Consider the following 16,642-nt stretch of genomic DNA (forward strand, 5'->3'; position numbering starts at 1 on the left):
ATGGCAGAGAAAAAACAGAGAATCCTGTGGGAAGTGGGCTGTGAGGGCCACACGGACGCATGGGTTGTGGCGGAGAACTGGGAGCTGGCCACGGTGGAAGCCGCCGCATTTTGGGGGGTGCCCTGGGGCAAGGTGGCCGCCCGGTGCGAGTGCAAACAGCGGATCCCTGGAGCGCCCCGGAATATCTGCTGCCGCTGCGGGAAGATCTACTACGGCTCATCCCATATGTGCGATGTTTGCCAAAAGACGGCTGAAACCGAGGAATACCTGCTGCAGAGGGCCCGGCGGCGGGGGTACCGCACCGGGAAGCTGGTGTGATAAAGGAGGAAGGACCCATGGTGGAAGAAGCAATCCGAAAACTCAGGGAACAGCAGGGCAAGGTAAAAGCGCGTTCCGCGCCCTGGATGGTGGCGGAGCAGCTGATGGACATTTGCCGGCGGGAATCGGCAAGTGCTGAGCTGATCGCCCAGGACCTGGACAACCCGGAAATGGGGATCGTTCAGGCGGAGAAGAAGATCAAAGCCTTTGCGGATTCCCATAAGACGGGGAACTTTGCCTGCGTGACACCGGTGGAGGCAGAGGACATCCTGCGGAAGTTCTACGGCCTGCCGGATCCCAGGCGGGACAAGCCTTTCGCAGGCGGAGCCGTATCGGTGGATCTGGCGGACTTTCTGTGAGGTGTGACGGTATGGAACAGCACGATTATGCGGCGGAGCTGCCCCAGGAGCCGCCGGAGGGACTGATTCCCTGGCTGCAAAAGCGGGGGAAGCTCCAGGAGCATGTGATTTGGTACAAGGCCGCCTGGGTGCATGATCCTCTGACTGGGCAGCGCAAGCGGATGGCGGAGCTGCGGTGCTCCGCCTGCGGCGGGACCATGTATGCCGACAGAATTCCGAATCCAGGGAACACCTTCGGATATCTTGACCCGGAGAGCAGACATCCCGTGTCAAACGGAAACCACGTCCTCTGTCCCATGTGCGGCTGCAGCGCCGAAGCCCTGCACATCGGCCGGGGCCGGGGAGGACACTGGGGGAAAGAATACTGGCCCCTGACTGTCACCCGGGTAGGAGACAAGCTGGCCCTGGTGGGCTGGTGCGTGGGAAAGTTCATCCGCTGCACTGGGGAGGAGCTCATCTCCTGCCGGCAGTACGAGGCCTATGTGGTGGAGGAGCACAAGGTAGTGCGGCTGATGGGCTACATCAAATGGATGACTACCATCAGCTTTTTCGGACATTGGGAGCAGCGCAAGACCTGCCTGGACAACTGGGGCGAGGCTGATCTGGTGTATCCCTGGGACCGCAGGCTGCTGATCGGCTCCACGGCGGAGAACAGCAAGCTGGACCTTTACATGAGGGCGGCAAAGGAGCCCTATCCCGTGACCTACCTCCGCCTCTGGCAGCGGCACCGGAATATCGAGAACCTGGTGACCCAGGGCTGCGGTGCTCTGGTGGGGGAAATGATCCGGGATGAATCCTACCGGTACAGCTATGAGCGGGCCAGAGGCGTACCGAAATTGCCGGAAATCAACTGGAAGGAAAAGCGCCCGGCCAAAATGCTGGGCCTCACCAAAGAGGAATTCCGGTCCTGCCGGGCGTTCAAGTGGACGACAGAGGAGCTACAATTCTACCGGCTGTGCCGGGAGAAGGGCATCAAGCTGCGTATTCCCGAGGATCTGGAAGACTGCAAAGCCGCCCGGCTCCATTGGTGCCGCCGGATGGTAGAGGAGGAGAAAGCGCCTCTTCTGCGGACGGTGCGGTATCTGAAACGGCAGAGCACAAAGGATCGCCGGGCAGATGGACATATTTTGGAGGATTACTGGCGCATGGCCCGGGGTGAGGGCTACGACCTCACCGACGAGCACGTCCGGTTTCCCAAGGATCTGCTGCGGGCACACGACCGGGTGGCAGAGGAGCTGCGGGCCCGGGAGGAGGCCAAGCGGGCCAAAGACCGGGCGGAGAAAAACAAGAAGCTGCAGGAGGCTTTTGCCAGGCAGCTGGAGGCTCTGGCGCCGCTGGCATGGAAGCACGGCGGCATCCTGATCCGGCCCTGCGGGGCGCCGGAGGAGCTGGACACAGAGGGGAAGACCCTGAGCCACTGTGTGGCCACCTACAAGGACAAGCACGCCGGCGGAAAAACGGCAATTTTTTTCCTGCGGAGGGCCACTGAACCGGACAAGCCCTGGTACACCTTAGAGTTAAACCTAGAAGACTTTACAGTGATCCAGAACCGGGGAAAGTGCAACTGTGGCAGGACAAAGGCGGTGGAGGCCTTTGAGGCGGCGTGGCTGGAGCATATCCGGCCCATGAAACAGCAAAAGAAGAAAGGAAAAGGTGCGGCATGAGTTTGGAACAGGCAAAGGCCCTGGCGGCGGAGCTGGGGATGGAGGAACCGCCCCGGGTGGATCCCATGGAGGCGGCCTATAAAATGACGGATACCTATTACAGGCAGCAGATGGAGGCCCGCGCCCGCCGGGAGCAGGAAGAGGATGACGGGGAGGGGGCCATCCTGGCCCGGGACTTCGGGATGAACGGGCAGCCGCCCGCAGAGGAAAAGCCCCTGGACCTCATCACGGAGGAGATTCTCTTTTACAAGCGCCAGGCCGGCGGCGCCATCATCGAAATTGGAAAGCGATTGCTGGAGGCCAAGGCCCAGCTGGGTCACGGGGAATGGCTGCCCTGGCTGCGGGAAAAAGTGGACATTTCGGAACGGCGTGCCCAGGAATTTATGCAGATTGCAAGGGAGTATTCCAAATCCGCGGAAATCGCGGATTTGGGAGCCTCCAAAGCCTTGGCGCTCTTAGCTTTGCCGGAATCTGAGCGGGCAAATTTCGTGGCTGAGACCCACTCTGTGAATGGGGTGGAAAAGACAGCCTCGGAGATGACGGCCAAGGAGCTGAAAGAGGCCATCCAGGCCCGGGACCGGGCCCTCCGGGAAGCCCAGGAGGCGGATGCCCGGGCCAAGTCCGCCGAGGAGAGCCGGGCCAAGATGGAGGCGGACATGCGCCAGCTCAAGGAGCTCCAGCAGCGGGCCCGGGAGGCCGAAGAGGAGAAGGCCCGGCAGCTGCAGGCGGCGGAGGAAGAGCTCCAGGCCCTGCGCAGCCGCCCGGTGGAGGTTGCGGTGGAGGCCCGGGACGCCACACCGGAGCAGCTGGCCTCCGCCCGGGAAGAGGGCGCCCGGCAGGCCCGGGAGGAAGCGGACAAGGCCCACCGGAAGGAACTGGAGGAGATGGAGCGCAAAGCCCAGGACAACGTGAAGAAGCTCCGGGAGGAGCTCAAACAGGCCCAGTCGGCGTCCCGGGAGGCCAATATCCGGATGCAGGAGGCGGAACAGGCGGCAAGATCGGCGGAGAAGAAGGCGGCGGACGCCGCCCGCCTGGCCAAGGTCAGCGCCAATGAGAATATGGTGACATTCCGGGTGCTCTTCCAGTCCGCCCAGGACACCGTGAACCGCATGGCGGACGCTGTGGGGAAGGAAGGCGCGGAGAATCAGCAGAAGATGCGCGCGGCCCTCCGGGCACTGGCCCAGGCCATTGAAAAGGCGGCGGGAGCATGAAAATTGAAGCGCCCTGCCGCCTGGGGGAGCGGTTTGACTGCCGCAAGTCCTATTCCAACGGGCGGTTCACCCTGACGGGCCTGACGTTCTTTTACTGGGAGTCCAGCCTGTTCCCGGGCACTACACTCTGCGGGAAGCGGGATGCCCAGAACCGTCTGGAGAACACCACGTTTTTTGAGCCCGGGGATGCCGAGAGCGGCGTCCGGATCTCCTTCGAGGTGCCGGACGCCATCGTGATCCCCGGGTACCCGCTCTCTGAACTGGGCCTTGAAACGAAGGCCGTGGGGCACCTGGCAGGGGTGTCTCTGACGGAGGAGGGGTGGGCCTGGTCCGTGGCATACGGCAAGGACTATGGAGGGCCCATGGAGCGGGTCCGGACGGAGGAGCTGGACCGGATGTTTGAGCCGGTGTTGCCCCTCCATGCGGTACAGGTAAACTGGAAGGAATTTTTGCTGTGAGCGCTGATGTACGGGGAGGAATTGTGATGCAGATGACAGATGCGGAGATCCTGCAGTCATACCGCGGGGCCAAGGACCCTGTGAAGCAGATCGGTGTGCTGGCGGATCTCAACTGTGTCAAGGAGGCGGAAATGGCACGCAAGCTGCAAGCGCTGGGGGTATCGGTGGAAATACCGCCGGAGAAGCCCCAGCCGGTAAGAAAGCCACCGATCCCCACCTTTGATGTTGCCCGGGCGCTGGAGCTTCATGCAGAGGGACTCTGCGACCTGGATATTGCGGAGCGTCTTGGGGTGAAGCAAAGCAACTTCGCCGCATGGCGACGCGGACAGGGGCTGAAAGCCAATGCCAAAAGGGCGGAGAAACCGAAGAAGCAGACTGTGCAGACGGACCAGACTGTACAGGAGACCGCCGGGGCCATGTCTGTCGGCAGGATGGCGGAGATCTTCGCCAGGATCGCAAAGTGGCATCCGGATGCACAGGTGACCATGGACGGGAAGCCCATCGCGGCGGTCATGCTGTCCTCACTGTTTGACAGTACGGCTGATGCAGAGGTCCAGGTGTTTTTGATGGAGGGATAAGCGTGCAGGAAGGGGATGCGAAAGCATGCTGACCGTCACCGTACAGGTCAAGGCACCGCCGGATATGGCCCAGGCTGTGAAAGAGGCCCTGGCTATGTGGCTGGAACGCTATGGGGACGCCCACGTGGTGTCTGTTGTGGCGAAGGCCCCGGAGCAAATGCGGATTGGGAGGGAGCGAACAACATGAGCAAGAAAAATCTGCGCCGGGTCTCTTTGCTGATTACGGCCCAGTCGGCCTACAATCTGGAACGCCTGAGAGCCATGTGCGGATACCGGGAGATCGGAGAGGTAGTGGACAAGCTGGTCCGGGAGAAGATGTGCTCTTTGCATGTGGAACAGCCCCGGGAGCGGAGCACGCGGAAAGGAGTCTGAGTGGAGATGCCGTGTGAGCAATGCTGGCTGCGGTACAGCAGCTACTGTATGGGATGCCGGTACTGGGCCAATGGGATAGGACTGGAGGGATAAAGGTGAAGAGGTACACAAAGAAACCGGTCACAGTTGAGGCAATCCGGTGGACAGGAGAAAACCTGCAAGAGCTGAAAAATTTTGTGGGAGACAGCCTTGAGTACGACATTCTGGACGCCGCGTGGGAAGTTGGAAAAGGACCGGTAATGGTAAATGTGAGAATCCGAACGCTTGAAGGAATTCACCACGCCTCTGTGGGGGACTTCATCATCAAAGGAGTACACGGAGAGTTTTATCCGTGCAAACCGGATATTTTCCAGGAGACATACGTTGAAGCGGAGGTCTGACATGGAGCGGTTGACAAAGAGGATCGGCGCGTTTGTTTATTACACAAAAGGGAAGTACGAAGATACGATTCCAGCTGAGTGTGAGACACAGGATGTACGGAACATTTTAAGTTGTCTCGCTGCCTATGAGGACACCGGACTGGAGCCCAAGGAGATTGAGCGTATCGTGGACGCCTACGGCCGGGGGCTGTCTCTGCGGACGGAGTCCGCGCAGCGGCTGGAGATGATCCGGGAGATCCCGGACGACCGCCTGCGGGAGATGGTGGAGGCTGAACGGGATGGGCGGTGCGTAGTGCTACCGTGCAAACTGCACGACAAAGTTTTCTTTATAGAGAACGGCTGCGTGAAAGAAACGGAAGTAGATTCTTTCCACAACTGGACAAGTGGACGATGGAAGATTTCTACACACACAGACAGAATGTTTGACCATTGGATGGGGTACGAAATCGACTTTTCTGGCATAGGCAAAACCGTATTCCTTACCCGCGAAGCTGCCGAGGCCGCGCTGAAAGGAGAACAGGATGGCTGAGTACATTGACCGGGGTGCGCTGCTTGATGTGATTGCAGAGCGGAACCGGAATACCTGCAACGGGACGATGCATTGCCTCCAGATGAAGCGGATAGTGGAGGCAATCCCTGCCGCGGATGTGGTCCCGGTGGTGCGGTGCCGGGAGTGTCAGCACGCTATTGCGGATTCCCTATTCCCGGGTGGAATAATCTGCCGTTTGACTAGCAGCGTAGTTCTTCCAGATGGGTTCTGCTGGCGAGGGAAGCTGCAGACAAACGCAGAGAGGGAGGGGTGAACGGTGGACTGTTTTAATCACGGATGTCCATTCAGGGTAAACGAGACCAGCAACGCAAACCGATGCGAGTGCGTCGTATGCCAGAATAAGACCACGAGCGATGTGATGATCCAGAGCAACCGGACGCTCACTGAGGAAGAAGTGGATCGTGCGGTAAAACGTATGCAGGGAGAGGGTGATTGGGCGTGAAACAAAAGAAACATCGATGCCGGGCGGTGGTCGCCACGGCGCCATGCGGGCAGCAGGCGGTCTACCCGTCCGTGTCTACCGCGGCCCAGGAAACCGGCGGGCAGGTATCCCGCATTACATATGCCTGCCGGACGGGGATCACGTATAAGGGGATCCGCTGGATGTATGCGGAGGAGATGGAGAAAACGAAATGAGAAGAGAAATCAAAGAGGCGGCAGTCTATGCCGCCGTGAGCCTTGTGGTATTGCTGCTGGCGGCCTGGAACTTCTGGCTGCGCCAGGCGGCGCTGGGCGGCCTGGTTCTGGTGGTGGGCTGGGGATGTCTCGCGGTGAATTCTTTTCTCCTGGGAGCCCGGTATGGGTTGAACAGAGCCTTTGACCGGTCCAGGGCCGTCCCGGAGATCCCGGGGCGGCGGAAAGCTCTGACACAGGAGTTCCGATGCCCGGGCTGCGGATGTACCCAGTTTACCAGGGCCGCCGGGGCGCATATCTGCATCTGCTGCGGAGCAGTCATCACAAAGGGCAAGGAGGCAGACCGGCATGGGGAGAGCGAAATGTGAGCGGTGCGTGTTCCGGGCACAGGCCGGTGCTGCGTACCGGTGCGACTACTGTGCCATCACCGGGCATACCCGGCTGGCCGCTCCGCCGGAAACGTGCCGGCACTTTCAGGCGGGAGCGCGCATCGAACGCAACCAGGAGAACAAGGCTGCGTTCGTGGAAGCGACGCCCCGGCCCAAGGTGCGGCGCGGCGGATCCCAGCCCAAATATGACTGGGGATACGGCAGAGCGCTCTACGACCAAGGGAAAAATGACGTGGAGATCAGCAGAGAGCTGGGCTGTGCTCCGGACACAGTGCATCGATGGCGCAGGAAACTGGGCCTGCCGGCAAATGCCGGCCCCAGGGGAAAGCACGTCAGGCAGGAGGCATCTGTATGAAAAAGGAACCGCCCCGTTTCGGGGCGGCATCCTCAAAGGTCCTCCAGATCGGCGGCGGGAAGGTCTTGTTCCAGATTGTCCCGGCCAAGGTCTGTGTCGATCACCGGGTAAATCTCGGCGGGAATCGGCTTTTCGATCCGGTCCGGACCGGGCCGGGAGATCCCGGGCTTTTTCTTGTTCATTCCGATGCCTCCAACGGAGTTTCAGGTTTGCTGCTCCGCCTTTTTCTGAGAATCCCTGTTTTGGTAATACTCTCCGATTTTGGTGAGCATGCCCAGGGAGCACAGATCGATGCCGGAGCGGTTAATGGCGGCTTGAATGTCAGCGGGAAGCGTGTTCCAGTATGCTTCCATTTTAGGGTCTTGATATTTCATACGATCACCGCCTTTAGGATGTCCAAAGGGATGAGATTTATCAAAAAAATTCGAAAGGAGACGAAACGATGACGGGACTGCGGGACCCGGAGGTATACATCCCAAAGTTTTTGAAGATCCGCACCAAGGAGGGGAAGATCACCGCCCTGCGGCCCAAGCCCGCCCAGCAGATGTTGCTGGACGCGGTGAAGCGGGAGCGGGAGGCCGGGCGGCCGCCCCGTATCCTGATTCTCAAGGCCCGGCAGCTGGGCCTTTCCACCATCACTGAGGGGATCATGTTCCAGGACAGCGCCACCCGAAAGCTGGTGCAGACCCTGATCGTGGCCCACCGGGACGACTCCACCACCAAGCTCTTTCGCATGAACAAGCTGTTTTTCGATTACCTGCCCCGCCAGCTCCAGCCCATGTGCAAGCACTCCAACGCCAAGGAACTGGTGTTCGAGAACCCCACCCGGGATCCTGTGGAGAAGCGGCGGCGGCCGGGGCTCATGTCCTCCATCCGCTGCGTCACCGCCAACGACGGCATGGGCCGAAGCGAGACCCTCAACAACGTCCATCTTTCGGAGTTCGCCTTCTGGAAGGGAAACAAGAACGAGATTCTGGACGGCGTGATGCAGGCGGTGCCGGCGGAGCTCAACACCCTGGTGGTCATTGAGTCCACTGCCAACGGCTACAACGAGTTCAAGGACCTGTGGGATGGGGCGGTGGCTGGAGAAAACGGCTGGGTGCCGCTGTTCATCGCCTGGTTCCATGAGCCAAAATACCGCATGGAGGTAACCGAGGGGACCGTCTGGGACGAGGAGGAACGCGCTCTCATGGAGGCCTACCACCTGGACCCGGAACAGATGGCCTGGCGGCGGTGGTGCATCGCCGTCAACTGCCACGGGGACAAGCGGAAATTCCAGCAGGAATATCCCTCCACCCCGGAGGAGGCCTTTCTGTTCTCCGGCACGCCGTTTTTCAATAACGAGGACATTCTGCTGCGGCTGGCCGCTGCACCTGAACCGGCGGACGTGGGGACCTTTTCCTATCCGGAGCCGGAGGCCGGGGAAGCGCCTGCCGGATGGGCGTGGAGCTCCGACCAACGGACCGGCTTCATCCGGGTATTCGCGCCGCCGGAGCCGGGGGCGCCCTACGTCATCGGCGGCGATACTGCCGGAGAGGGCAGCGACAAGTTCACCGCCTGGGTGGTGGATAATCGCACCGGCACCCAGGTGGCGGAGCTGGAGTTCACGTTTTCCGAGCTGCTCTATGCCCGCCAGATCTACTGCTTGGGCATGTGGTACAATGCCGCCCTCATCGCCGTGGAGACCAACTTCTCCACCTACCCCGAGCGCAAGCTGGAAGAGTGGTACTATCCCAATCTCTATGTCCGGGAGCGGTTTGATACCTACACCCGCAAGAGCGTGAAGGCCTTCGGCTTCCAGACCACGCCCCAGACCCGGCCGGTGATCCTGGCAGGCCTCCACGCAGTGATGGAGGAAACGGCGGAGCTGGTGGTGAGCCGGAACACCCTGCGCCAGATGCTCCACTTCGTTTACAACGAGGACCGCAGGCCGGAGGCAGAGGAGGGAGAGCACGATGATCTGGTGATGGCAGCGGCCATCTGCCACTTTGCAAGGACCCAGCAGCGGGTGACCATGGAGCATCAGGACGCCGGAGACACCTCGCACTGGACAGAGGACATGTGGGAGGACTACCGAGCAGCGGACGAGGCCGGAAAGCGGCGCCTACGGAAACTCTGGGCCAGACAGTGAGCATGGAAACAGATAAAAAGAACAGGCCCGGTTGGGCCTGCAAAATAAGGAGGAAACAGTTATGAAACAGTACATCGGAACCAAGCTGATCCAGGCAGAGCCCGCACTGCGGTACAGATCCGGAGAGGAGGTCCTGATTGTGGAGCTTTGCCGGGAGATCACAGAGCAGGAGGAAGCCTTTATCAGCCGAGCAAGCAGCTGCGAAATTGGCTACCGGGTCCGGTATTCCGACGGATACGTGAGCTGGAGCCCTCAGGAGGTCTTTGAGGCGGCGTATCGCCCCACAGATTGCATGAACTTCGGCCTTGCCATCGAGGCTGCCAAGAAGGGCGCAAAGATCACCCGGCGGGGCTGGAACGGCAAGGGAATGTGGGTGGTATACCGTACCGGATATCCCGATGGTATCCCCTGCAACAAGAACACAGCAGAAGCGGTGGGCATCCCGGAGGGGACACTGTTCCGGGTGCAGCCCTATCTGCAGATGAAGTGCGTGGACGGCAGTTTTCAGATGTGGCTGGCAAGCCAGAGCGACATCCTGGCAGACGACTGGGAGATTGTTGAATAAACGCAGTGCGCGGCCACCGGGCCGCGCCGGGGGCCATGAATGTGACCTCCGGCGGAGCCCGGTGAAAAAGACCGACCGGCCATCTCAGGGCGGGTGGAATCAATTATTTTCAGAAGAGAGTAGCTGGGTGGTACCAATGGCCACTGTTCGAAATTGCAAGAATTTTGATTCACCTTCGAAGCACAGAAGCACCTTGAATCGAAGCTCCTGCGAATAGAGATTTCCGTATATATCTTGACTTTTGATGGTGAAGCAAACTGTGCATTCATTGCCAAGAGACTCAAAGTATTCGTAACTTGGATCTAGGATGTAGTACACGCTTTCACCATTCTTTATATGAAAGAGGTCAACAGGGTAATCGTTGAAGAGAAGTTTTGCCTGGAGCGCAGAGCCACAGCCACAGTTTCTCAGCTCTATATAGTTGCAGTCTGGGCAATCATCAAATATAAGCCACTCCTCCCAACTATCTTCGTGGAGGTCTCCGGAAGAACCAATGAAAAACCACTGATTAGCAGAGTCTTTGGCATATGATCGAGAAACATGACGGATTCGGCAGTCAAATACCGGCATTGCAGCAAGGCGGCGGCTTTTTTCACTTTCCTCATGCTGCCTGCGTGCTTCCCGGCGGTTATCATACAGGGCTGCCAGAGCAGGCAGGCAGCCGATGGCGCCGCCCAGGTAGCTGCCCCAGAAGCCAAGCCAGGTAGGAGCGTTCAGGGATGCATCCGTCGGGATTGAGAGCCCCATGAGAGCGTTGACGATGGCGGCAAGCAGAAGAATACCCAGGATATAGAGAAAAATCCAAAGGGGAAGTTTTCCTGTTTTCAATGTGAAGCACCTCCGGTGGTTTTTTACCCAATATAACCTGATATCCAATATCTGTAAAGTTACATATGACACATTTCTTTCCATTTTGATACGCGCACGCGCGTATCTGCCGGGGTTCTTCAACGCCTAAGTTTGTGGGGAAGCAGATTTACGCGGTAGAAGATATAGGGCTCAGACATCCTCGCAGGGGGGATCCGGAAGAGAACGCAAGAAAAGACAAGGGGGCTTGCGCGGAGGGGCGCGCGGGTACTTCTGCTTTTATCGCGCGGGAGGGGAGAGACAAACATGACAAGAAACACACAGGGACAGGAGGGGCTGTACATGGTGACAAAGATCATTTCCGGCACCGTGGTGGAGCGGCGCAAGACCCGCATCACCCGGCGGCCTGCCAAGCGGGGCGGCAGGGTCCGGGGCAACAGCAGCGAAAAAAAGATCGTGGGGAACCGGGAGCACGCCAAGCTGGCCCTGGCCCGGGTCCTCAACTGCAACTTCGCCCCCGGGGATCTGTGGCTCACCGCCAAGTTTGATCCCCGGGGCCTGGAGGAGATCGGCGGGACCTATGATGGGGCCAAGGCCGCCGGAAAAAAGTTCATCGCTCGGCTGGTATACCGCCTGCGGAAGCTGGGCCTCACCCCCAAATGGGTGCTGGCCCCCTCGGAGATCGATGGGGAGACCGGGGAGCTGGTACGGCCCCACGTACATATCGTCATCAGCGGCGACGCCTTCTCGCTGCGGGACAAGCAGCTCTACCTGGGCGCGGAGAGCGTGGACGCCATCTGGGGCCTGGGGTGTGTGGACGTGCAGTTCCTGCGCCACCAGGCGGACTACAAGCCCCTGGCGGATTACATCGTCAACCAGAGCCGGGGCGTGCCCGACGAGAAAAAGTGGACATGCTCCCGGAACATGAAAAAACCCATCGTTCGCCGGGAGGTGGTCACCAGCGGCGGCCAGCTGCGTGTCCCCGCAGGCGCCCTGGAGCTGCCCGGGACCCGGTATGACCCGGAGAAGGGGCAGAACTTCGTGCGCTACATCCCCAGGGTGCGAGATCCCCGGGAAAAGATCGGCGGCCACAAGGAGATGGCCCTGGCCATGGTCGGCGAAGAGGAGGGTGACGGAGATGGGTTTTAAGAAGCTGCGCGGTGTCTCCTTGCCGGAGGAAAAACAGGGGCTGATCCGTTATACCTGCCTGACCTGGGACGAGCAGCCCCAGTACGTCCAGAAAAAGATCCGGCGCCTCTGCGAGCAGTGCGGAGGCGCTGAAAGTGCTGCCCTGTGGGAGGTCATGTGCACGAAACGGAGCATCACCGCCATCGCCCAGGCTCGGTTTACTTCCGAGAGCGCTCTGTACCGGATGCGGAAGCGGTTTTACGAAAGCTGGTGAACCGCGCTGAACGTCAGACAGCCGGAAACCCATTGCGCCGGAAGCGATTCCGGCGCTTTTTTCTGCCCGGAAAAGTGGCGATAACTGGAGGTTATGACATGCTAGACTGTGATAAACAGGAATGATTTCCCGGGGCAAAGGAGGCAGAGACCATGGCAGAAGAGCGCAGCGTGGAGGAGCTGGGGCGCAGACTTCGGCCCCGGGAACGCCAGTTCGTCCGGGAGTATCTCCAGGACCTCAACGGGACGGCGGCGGCCATCCGGACCGGGTACAGTGAAAAGAGCGCCGCCAGCCAGGCAAGCCGCCTGCTGCGAAAGCCGGAGGTCCGGGAATACCGGGACGCCCTGCTCCAGGAGCAGTTCGACGCCATCGGCGTAACGAAGCACTCCCTGGCGGCCGCGGTGTGGGAGGTATACCAGCGGTGCATGGAGAAAAAGCCGGTGCTGGAGTGGGACAACGCCACCCGGGAATGGGTGGAATCCGGCTTTTGGCAGCTGGACAGCAAGGGGGCTCTGCGGGCTCTGGACCTGCTCTCCAAGATGCTGCCGGGGCTCCGGCAGGAGGATGACGGCGGCAGCTATGAGGACCTTTTGGACCAGGAATAAGCGGGAGGCAGATATGGACAACACAGAAGATATGCCCCGGAAGCGAAAAGAGCGCCTCTGGTACTGGCAGAACGTTGTGAAGCTGGACGAGGAAGCATGGCAGGGCGTCCGGGACAACATGGATAAACAAGAGCGGCTTTTGCGGGGCACCGCTGCCATCACTGCCCCGGACGGAACCACGGCGTCCAAACAGGCCGGGTACAAGCGGAACCTGGTACAGGAGATCATCGAGACGGAGGTGGACTCCAACATCCCCCAGCCCAAGGTGACGGCCCTATACCAGGAGGATGAGGACCTGGCCCGGATCATTGAGGACATGCTCCGCAACGAACTGGACCGGCTGCCCATGGAGGTCATCAACGACCTGCAGGAGCGGGTGACCCCCACCCACGGCGCGGATTTTTTGTGGGTGGACTGGGATCAGACCGTATGCACCCACACCACCCTGGGAGACACGAAAGTGCGGGAGATCCATCCCCGGCAGTTCGTCCCCCAGGCGGGGGTTTACGACATCGACGAGATGGAGCACTTCTGCATCAAGATCCCCCGCACCTGGCAGTACATCCTCCGCCGCTACCACAAGGATGTCCGAGAAGAGGACGAAGAGGACCGGGGGGTTCGATCCCAGGTGGATGAGGCCGTGCCGGACGGAATTGTGACGGAGTATCTGGTGTTTTACCGCAATGACCGGGGCGGTATCGGCCGGTACAGCTTTGTGGGGGACACGGAACTGGAGGATCTGGAAGACTGTCAGGCCCGGCGGAGGAACATCTGCAACGGCTGCGGCGCGGAGGGAAACGGCGTCAAGTGCATGCACTGCGGCGGCACGGACTTCCGCAGCGAGTTGCAGGAATATGAGGAGCTGACGGAGGAGCTGACGCTCTTTGACGGCACCGTGCTTTCCGCCTGGGAGGATGAAACCGACGAATACGGATTGCCGGTACCCGATGAGACGGAGCCGCCGGAGATCCTGGACGTGCTGGGCGGCGGTCTTCCTGGTATGGGTGGAATCGGCGCGGCGGTAGTGGCCAGGCCCACCCGAAAGCGGCCCCGGCGGATCCCCTGCTATACCCCGGGGATGTACCCTATCGTGATGCGCAAAAACGTTTCCATGGCCGGACAGCTGTTGGGCGGATCTGACGCCGACGCCATTGCCGGGCAGCAGAATGAAATGAGCAAGATCTCCGGCAAGCTCTCCACCAAGGTCATGAGCGGCGGCAGCTTTACCACGAAGCCGGAGGATTTGAAATTCGAGTTCTCCGACCAGGACGGCCGGGTGCTCTCGGTGAAGTCGCCCCAGCAGCTGGACATGATTCACACCTACAACACACAGGTGGACATCTCTGCGGACCTGCGGTACCGGGCGGAGATCTACGAGGAGGCCCGGAACATCATCGGCATCACCGACGCCTTCCAGGGCCGCAAGGACGCCACCGCCACCTCCGCTGTGGCCAAGCAGTTTTCGGCGGCCCAGGCGGCGGGACGGCTGGAGAGCAAGCGGATCATGAAAAACGACCTCTACCAGCGGCTCTTTGAGCGGCTGTTCAAGTGGAAGCTGGCCTACGCCGACGAGCCCAGGCCCATCGTGACCTACAACGCCCAGGGCCAGCGGGAGTACCGCACCTTCAACCGATGGGACTTCCTGCGGGTGGATGCGGACGGACAGCCATACTGGAACGACAACTTCCTGTTCTCCTGCGACACGTCGGCGCCCCTGGCCTCCAACCGGGAGCAGATGTGGCAGGAGATGCGCTCCCAGCGCTCCGAGGGGGCCTTCGGGGACCCCACCAGCCTGGATAGCCTCATTCTGTACTGGTCCATGATGGAGCAGCTCCACTATCCTATGGCGGGTACCATCAAGGCAGAGCTCCAGCGGCAGAAGCAGGCCCAGGAGGAGGCGGCTGCGCAGGCCGGAATGGCGCAGATGGGCGCCGCCCAGCTGGGAAGCGGGACCGGCGTGGATCCCAACGTGCTCCAGAGCGCCTGGAACGGGACGGCCCCGGAGGGAGGGATCACGCTGTGAGATGCCCCAGATGCGATACGGAGGCGGCGGTGATGTCCGCCCGGGAAGAGGTGCGGGACGGAAAGTGCGTCCGGGTGCTGACTTTCCAGTGCCGCAACAAGCGGTGCGGAGAGTATGACCACGCCATTGGAGAACAAATGTTCGATAAACGCTGACAGCGCCGGAGACGGCGATGGATGGAAGAACGAAAGAGAGGAGGAACCTGGCATGAAGGAGAGAGGCTACATGGGCCGCATCAAAAGCGGCGGTACCCTGGATGTGACGGCACCCAACGGCTCCAGCGCGGGCAAAAAGGGGACCGTCCGCATCACCGGCACCGACCTGCGCAGCGGCGGCGGTACCACCAGCCGCAAGAGCAAGTAAAGGCGAAAGGAGATCAGTATGGACGAGTATCAGGAGGTATTCGGGATCCCGGCAGAAGCGGCGGAGGAGACCGCCCCTGCCGGGGAGGGCGAAAACGAGCGGGAGGACGCCGGTCCCGCCCCCGAAGAAGGCGAAAGAGACCAGGATCCCGCCGTCCCTGGCGCTGAGGAACAGCAGGAAGAGCCCGCCCCCGGCGCCACTGGCCCGGAGGAGGGAGAACAAGCGGACCGGCAGGCCGGAGCGGAGGAGCGGCACCGTCAGGCACAGCTTCGCCGCCAGCGGGAGGAGGCGGCGAGACAGGCCGCCCTCCAGGAGAGCCGGGATAAAATCTATGCGGAGATCTTTGCTGGACAGGTAAATCCCTTTACAGGAAAGCCCATCACCAGCGAGGCCGATTACAAGGCATGGCTGATGGAGAAGAACCGCAGGGACAACCAGCAGCAGCGCCGTCAGATAGAGCAGAAGCTCAGCGACGCAGGCCTTCCGGCAGACGCCCTGCGGCAGATCATCAGCCAGGAGGTAGAGCACCACCCGGTGGTGCAGCAGGCCCGGCAGGCGACCATGCAGGCGGCTTTGCAGAGTGCCAGAGCCGTGCGGCAGCGGGCCCAGGAGGCTATCGGAAAGAGTCTCGCGGCCATTGCTGCGGAGTTCCCGGAGATCAAGAGCCTGGAGGACATTGTAAAAATGCCTACCGCCGGACGGTTCAATGAGCTGGTGCAAAAGGGTGTGGGCATCGAGGATGCCTTTTTCCTGGCCAACCGCCAGGAGCTGGATCAGCGGCGGCGGGCAGCCAGCCGGCAGGCAGCCATCAACGCCGCCCAGAGCAAATCACATCTCAACGCCGGGGTGGCCGGTGAGACGGTGGACGCGGTGGATGTGCCCGCCGACATGGCGGAAAGCTACCGGGAAATGATGCCCGGGGCCACCGATGCCCAGATCCGCAAGGCGTATGCCAGCTACCTCAAGAGCATCGGAAAAAAATAAATGGAGAATGTGAAAAACAGGAAGGAGCAGTGAGATATGGCATTTTTTCTGCAGAGCATGGATGTGGGCCAGACCCCGCCCATCGAATACCGGCAGGCCAAAGCGGAAGAAGCCGTGGTGCTGGGAGAGGCGCTGGTGACGGACTCCACGGGCCTTTTGACCAAGTGCGGCGCCACGGTCCGGCCGGACTACATCGCCGTGGGCCCCCAGGACGATAATGACATTGTGCCCGTGGTGAAGGTACAGGACTATCAGATCTGGCACACGCAGCTCAGCGCCGCAGGCACCAGCCTGAAGCCCGGAAACAAGGTGACGCTGGAGGCCGACGGCCTGCGGGTCACCGCCACAACCACCAGCGGCGTGGCGACCATCGTGGACCTGGAGGGCACCGGGGTGGGCGACGGCGTCCGCGTGAGATTCTAACCACCGGGGATCCCCGGAATTTGAAGAAAGGAGAGGCAGGCCCCCGCGCCGGGCATGAAGCGTGGGGCACCT

25 protein-coding genes are annotated in these 16,642 nt (G+C 60.8%); 22 read left to right on the plus strand and 3 right to left on the minus strand.

The genetic code is table 11. The features are described from left to right. From ACT67G_RS00825 to ACT67G_RS00880, 12 genes are all read left to right on the plus strand, one after another. Complete coding sequence (locus tag ACT67G_RS00825; RefSeq protein ID WP_443662658.1) at positions 1–318, plus strand: hypothetical protein; 318 nt, start codon at positions 1–3, stop codon at positions 316–318. Positions 319–335: 17 nt separating this feature from the next. After that, positions 336–677 carry a hypothetical protein gene (locus tag ACT67G_RS00830; protein WP_443662659.1) on the plus strand — a complete coding sequence of 114 codons (342 nt, stop codon included), beginning with the start codon at positions 336–338 and terminating at the stop codon, positions 675–677. An 11-nt stretch (positions 678–688) separates the two neighbouring features. Next, the gene (locus ACT67G_RS00835; RefSeq protein WP_443662660.1) at positions 689–2,341 is read left to right on the plus strand and encodes a PcfJ domain-containing protein; all 1,653 of its coding nucleotides are present in this window, start codon (positions 689–691) and stop codon (positions 2,339–2,341) included. Continuing rightward, the gene (locus tag ACT67G_RS00840; RefSeq protein ID WP_443662661.1) at positions 2,338–3,552 is read left to right on the plus strand and encodes a DUF3102 domain-containing protein; all 1,215 of its coding nucleotides are present in this window, start codon (positions 2,338–2,340) and stop codon (positions 3,550–3,552) included. Before ACT67G_RS00835 ends, ACT67G_RS00840 begins: the two co-directional genes overlap by 4 nt. Beyond that, a complete protein-coding gene (locus ACT67G_RS00845) occupies positions 3,549–4,010 on the plus strand; it encodes a hypothetical protein (protein WP_443662662.1) in 462 nt (153 codons plus the stop codon). Before ACT67G_RS00840 ends, ACT67G_RS00845 begins: the two co-directional genes overlap by 4 nt. Positions 4,011–4,036: 26 nt before the next feature. Further along, entirely contained in the window at positions 4,037–4,588 is a 552-nt protein-coding gene (locus ACT67G_RS00850) for a hypothetical protein (RefSeq protein ID WP_443662663.1), read from the plus strand. Positions 4,589–4,613: 25 nt separating this feature from the next. Beyond that, positions 4,614–4,775 carry a hypothetical protein gene (locus ACT67G_RS00855; protein WP_443662664.1) on the plus strand — a complete coding sequence of 54 codons (162 nt, stop codon included), beginning with the start codon at positions 4,614–4,616 and terminating at the stop codon, positions 4,773–4,775. Further along, positions 4,772–4,960 (plus strand): hypothetical protein, encoded by a 189-nt coding sequence (locus tag ACT67G_RS00860; protein WP_443662665.1) that lies wholly within the window; start codon positions 4,772–4,774, stop codon positions 4,958–4,960. Before ACT67G_RS00855 ends, ACT67G_RS00860 begins: the two co-directional genes overlap by 4 nt. A 20-nt stretch (positions 4,961–4,980) precedes the next feature. Beyond that, a complete protein-coding gene (locus ACT67G_RS00865; protein WP_443662666.1) occupies positions 4,981–5,340 on the plus strand; it encodes a hypothetical protein in 360 nt (119 codons plus the stop codon). A 1-nt stretch (position 5,341) separates the two neighbouring features. Continuing rightward, complete coding sequence (locus ACT67G_RS00870) at positions 5,342–5,869, plus strand: hypothetical protein (RefSeq protein WP_443662667.1); 528 nt, start codon at positions 5,342–5,344, stop codon at positions 5,867–5,869. A 653-nt stretch (positions 5,870–6,522) separates the two neighbouring features. Beyond that, complete coding sequence (locus ACT67G_RS00875; RefSeq protein ID WP_443662668.1) at positions 6,523–6,891, plus strand: hypothetical protein; 369 nt, start codon at positions 6,523–6,525, stop codon at positions 6,889–6,891. Next, positions 6,872–7,267, plus strand: coding sequence for a hypothetical protein (locus tag ACT67G_RS00880; protein ID WP_443662669.1), 396 nt, complete (start codon positions 6,872–6,874; stop codon positions 7,265–7,267). Before ACT67G_RS00875 ends, ACT67G_RS00880 begins: the two co-directional genes overlap by 20 nt. A gap of 32 nt (positions 7,268–7,299) precedes the next feature. Here the strand turns inward: ACT67G_RS00880 and ACT67G_RS00885 are convergent, their stop codons facing one another. After that, positions 7,300–7,449: a hypothetical protein gene (locus tag ACT67G_RS00885; RefSeq protein WP_443662670.1), complete on the minus strand. Its 150-nt coding sequence runs from the start codon at positions 7,447–7,449 to the stop codon at positions 7,300–7,302. 21 nt (positions 7,450–7,470) lie between these two features. Then, the gene (locus ACT67G_RS00890; RefSeq protein WP_443662671.1) at positions 7,471–7,641 is read right to left on the minus strand and encodes a hypothetical protein; all 171 of its coding nucleotides are present in this window, start codon (positions 7,639–7,641) and stop codon (positions 7,471–7,473) included. A gap of 68 nt (positions 7,642–7,709) precedes the next feature. Between ACT67G_RS00890 and ACT67G_RS00895 the strand changes: the two genes are divergently transcribed. Then, the gene (locus ACT67G_RS00895; protein WP_443662672.1) at positions 7,710–9,398 is read left to right on the plus strand and encodes a hypothetical protein; all 1,689 of its coding nucleotides are present in this window, start codon (positions 7,710–7,712) and stop codon (positions 9,396–9,398) included. Positions 9,399–9,459: 61 nt separating this feature from the next. Then, complete coding sequence (locus ACT67G_RS00900) at positions 9,460–9,963, plus strand: DUF2829 domain-containing protein (protein ID WP_443662673.1); 504 nt, start codon at positions 9,460–9,462, stop codon at positions 9,961–9,963. A gap of 99 nt (positions 9,964–10,062) precedes the next feature. Here the strand turns inward: ACT67G_RS00900 and ACT67G_RS00905 are convergent, their stop codons facing one another. Next, positions 10,063–10,791 carry a hypothetical protein gene (locus ACT67G_RS00905; RefSeq protein ID WP_443662674.1) on the minus strand — a complete coding sequence of 243 codons (729 nt, stop codon included), beginning with the start codon at positions 10,789–10,791 and terminating at the stop codon, positions 10,063–10,065. A 285-nt stretch (positions 10,792–11,076) separates the two neighbouring features. On the opposite strand from ACT67G_RS00905, the gene ACT67G_RS00910 reads away from it, so the two are divergent. The 8 genes from ACT67G_RS00910 (at position 11,077) to ACT67G_RS00945 (ending at position 16,570) form a co-directional block, all read left to right on the plus strand. After that, positions 11,077–11,919, plus strand: a complete 843-nt coding sequence (locus tag ACT67G_RS00910; RefSeq protein ID WP_443662675.1) for a hypothetical protein — start codon at positions 11,077–11,079, stop codon at positions 11,917–11,919. Beyond that, positions 11,909–12,172: a hypothetical protein gene (locus ACT67G_RS00915; protein ID WP_443662676.1), complete on the plus strand. Its 264-nt coding sequence runs from the start codon at positions 11,909–11,911 to the stop codon at positions 12,170–12,172. Before ACT67G_RS00910 ends, ACT67G_RS00915 begins: the two co-directional genes overlap by 11 nt. 152 nt (positions 12,173–12,324) lie before the next feature. Then, positions 12,325–12,777, plus strand: coding sequence for a terminase small subunit (locus ACT67G_RS00920; protein WP_443662677.1), 453 nt, complete (start codon positions 12,325–12,327; stop codon positions 12,775–12,777). Between the two features lie 13 nt (positions 12,778–12,790). Further along, the gene (locus ACT67G_RS00925) at positions 12,791–14,800 is read left to right on the plus strand and encodes a hypothetical protein (protein WP_443662678.1); all 2,010 of its coding nucleotides are present in this window, start codon (positions 12,791–12,793) and stop codon (positions 14,798–14,800) included. Further along, entirely contained in the window at positions 14,797–14,955 is a 159-nt protein-coding gene (locus ACT67G_RS00930; RefSeq protein ID WP_443662679.1) for a hypothetical protein, read from the plus strand. The genes ACT67G_RS00925 and ACT67G_RS00930 overlap by 4 nt, the downstream gene beginning before the upstream one ends. A gap of 52 nt (positions 14,956–15,007) precedes the next feature. Then, positions 15,008–15,163 carry a hypothetical protein gene (locus ACT67G_RS00935; protein ID WP_443662680.1) on the plus strand — a complete coding sequence of 52 codons (156 nt, stop codon included), beginning with the start codon at positions 15,008–15,010 and terminating at the stop codon, positions 15,161–15,163. 18 nt (positions 15,164–15,181) lie between these two features. Continuing rightward, a complete protein-coding gene (locus ACT67G_RS00940; protein ID WP_443662681.1) occupies positions 15,182–16,147 on the plus strand; it encodes a hypothetical protein in 966 nt (321 codons plus the stop codon). A gap of 36 nt (positions 16,148–16,183) precedes the next feature. Then, positions 16,184–16,570 (plus strand): hypothetical protein, encoded by a 387-nt coding sequence (locus ACT67G_RS00945; RefSeq protein ID WP_443662682.1) that lies wholly within the window; start codon positions 16,184–16,186, stop codon positions 16,568–16,570. Positions 16,571–16,642: the final 72 nt, after the last annotated feature.

Source organism: Dysosmobacter sp. (assembly GCF_052306735.1).
In the GTDB taxonomy this organism is placed as follows: Bacteria; Bacillota; Clostridia; order Oscillospirales; family Oscillospiraceae; genus Oscillibacter.

Coding starts and splice junctions, on each gene's coding strand:
- ACT67G_RS00825 (WP_443662658.1), top strand. CDS start 1: ATGGCAGAGAAAAAACAGAGAATCCTGTGGGAAGTGGGCTGTGAGGGC.
- ACT67G_RS00830 (WP_443662659.1), top strand. CDS start 336: ATGGTGGAAGAAGCAATCCGAAAACTCAGGGAACAGCAGGGCAAGGTA.
- ACT67G_RS00835 (WP_443662660.1), top strand. CDS start 689: ATGGAACAGCACGATTATGCGGCGGAGCTGCCCCAGGAGCCGCCGGAG.
- ACT67G_RS00840 (WP_443662661.1), top strand. CDS start 2,338: ATGAGTTTGGAACAGGCAAAGGCCCTGGCGGCGGAGCTGGGGATGGAG.
- ACT67G_RS00845 (WP_443662662.1), top strand. CDS start 3,549: ATGAAAATTGAAGCGCCCTGCCGCCTGGGGGAGCGGTTTGACTGCCGC.
- ACT67G_RS00850 (WP_443662663.1), top strand. CDS start 4,037: ATGCAGATGACAGATGCGGAGATCCTGCAGTCATACCGCGGGGCCAAG.
- ACT67G_RS00855 (WP_443662664.1), top strand. CDS start 4,614: ATGCTGACCGTCACCGTACAGGTCAAGGCACCGCCGGATATGGCCCAG.
- ACT67G_RS00860 (WP_443662665.1), top strand. CDS start 4,772: ATGAGCAAGAAAAATCTGCGCCGGGTCTCTTTGCTGATTACGGCCCAG.
- ACT67G_RS00865 (WP_443662666.1), top strand. CDS start 4,981: ATGCTGGCTGCGGTACAGCAGCTACTGTATGGGATGCCGGTACTGGGC.
- ACT67G_RS00870 (WP_443662667.1), top strand. CDS start 5,342: ATGGAGCGGTTGACAAAGAGGATCGGCGCGTTTGTTTATTACACAAAA.
- ACT67G_RS00875 (WP_443662668.1), top strand. CDS start 6,523: ATGAGAAGAGAAATCAAAGAGGCGGCAGTCTATGCCGCCGTGAGCCTT.
- ACT67G_RS00880 (WP_443662669.1), top strand. CDS start 6,872: ATGGGGAGAGCGAAATGTGAGCGGTGCGTGTTCCGGGCACAGGCCGGT.
- ACT67G_RS00885 (WP_443662670.1), bottom strand. CDS start 7,449: ATGAACAAGAAAAAGCCCGGGATCTCCCGGCCCGGTCCGGACCGGATC.
- ACT67G_RS00890 (WP_443662671.1), bottom strand. CDS start 7,641: ATGAAATATCAAGACCCTAAAATGGAAGCATACTGGAACACGCTTCCC.
- ACT67G_RS00895 (WP_443662672.1), top strand. CDS start 7,710: ATGACGGGACTGCGGGACCCGGAGGTATACATCCCAAAGTTTTTGAAG.
- ACT67G_RS00900 (WP_443662673.1), top strand. CDS start 9,460: ATGAAACAGTACATCGGAACCAAGCTGATCCAGGCAGAGCCCGCACTG.
- ACT67G_RS00910 (WP_443662675.1), top strand. CDS start 11,077: ATGACAAGAAACACACAGGGACAGGAGGGGCTGTACATGGTGACAAAG.
- ACT67G_RS00915 (WP_443662676.1), top strand. CDS start 11,909: ATGGGTTTTAAGAAGCTGCGCGGTGTCTCCTTGCCGGAGGAAAAACAG.
- ACT67G_RS00920 (WP_443662677.1), top strand. CDS start 12,325: ATGGCAGAAGAGCGCAGCGTGGAGGAGCTGGGGCGCAGACTTCGGCCC.
- ACT67G_RS00925 (WP_443662678.1), top strand. CDS start 12,791: ATGGACAACACAGAAGATATGCCCCGGAAGCGAAAAGAGCGCCTCTGG.
- ACT67G_RS00935 (WP_443662680.1), top strand. CDS start 15,008: ATGAAGGAGAGAGGCTACATGGGCCGCATCAAAAGCGGCGGTACCCTG.
- ACT67G_RS00940 (WP_443662681.1), top strand. CDS start 15,182: ATGGACGAGTATCAGGAGGTATTCGGGATCCCGGCAGAAGCGGCGGAG.
- ACT67G_RS00945 (WP_443662682.1), top strand. CDS start 16,184: ATGGCATTTTTTCTGCAGAGCATGGATGTGGGCCAGACCCCGCCCATC.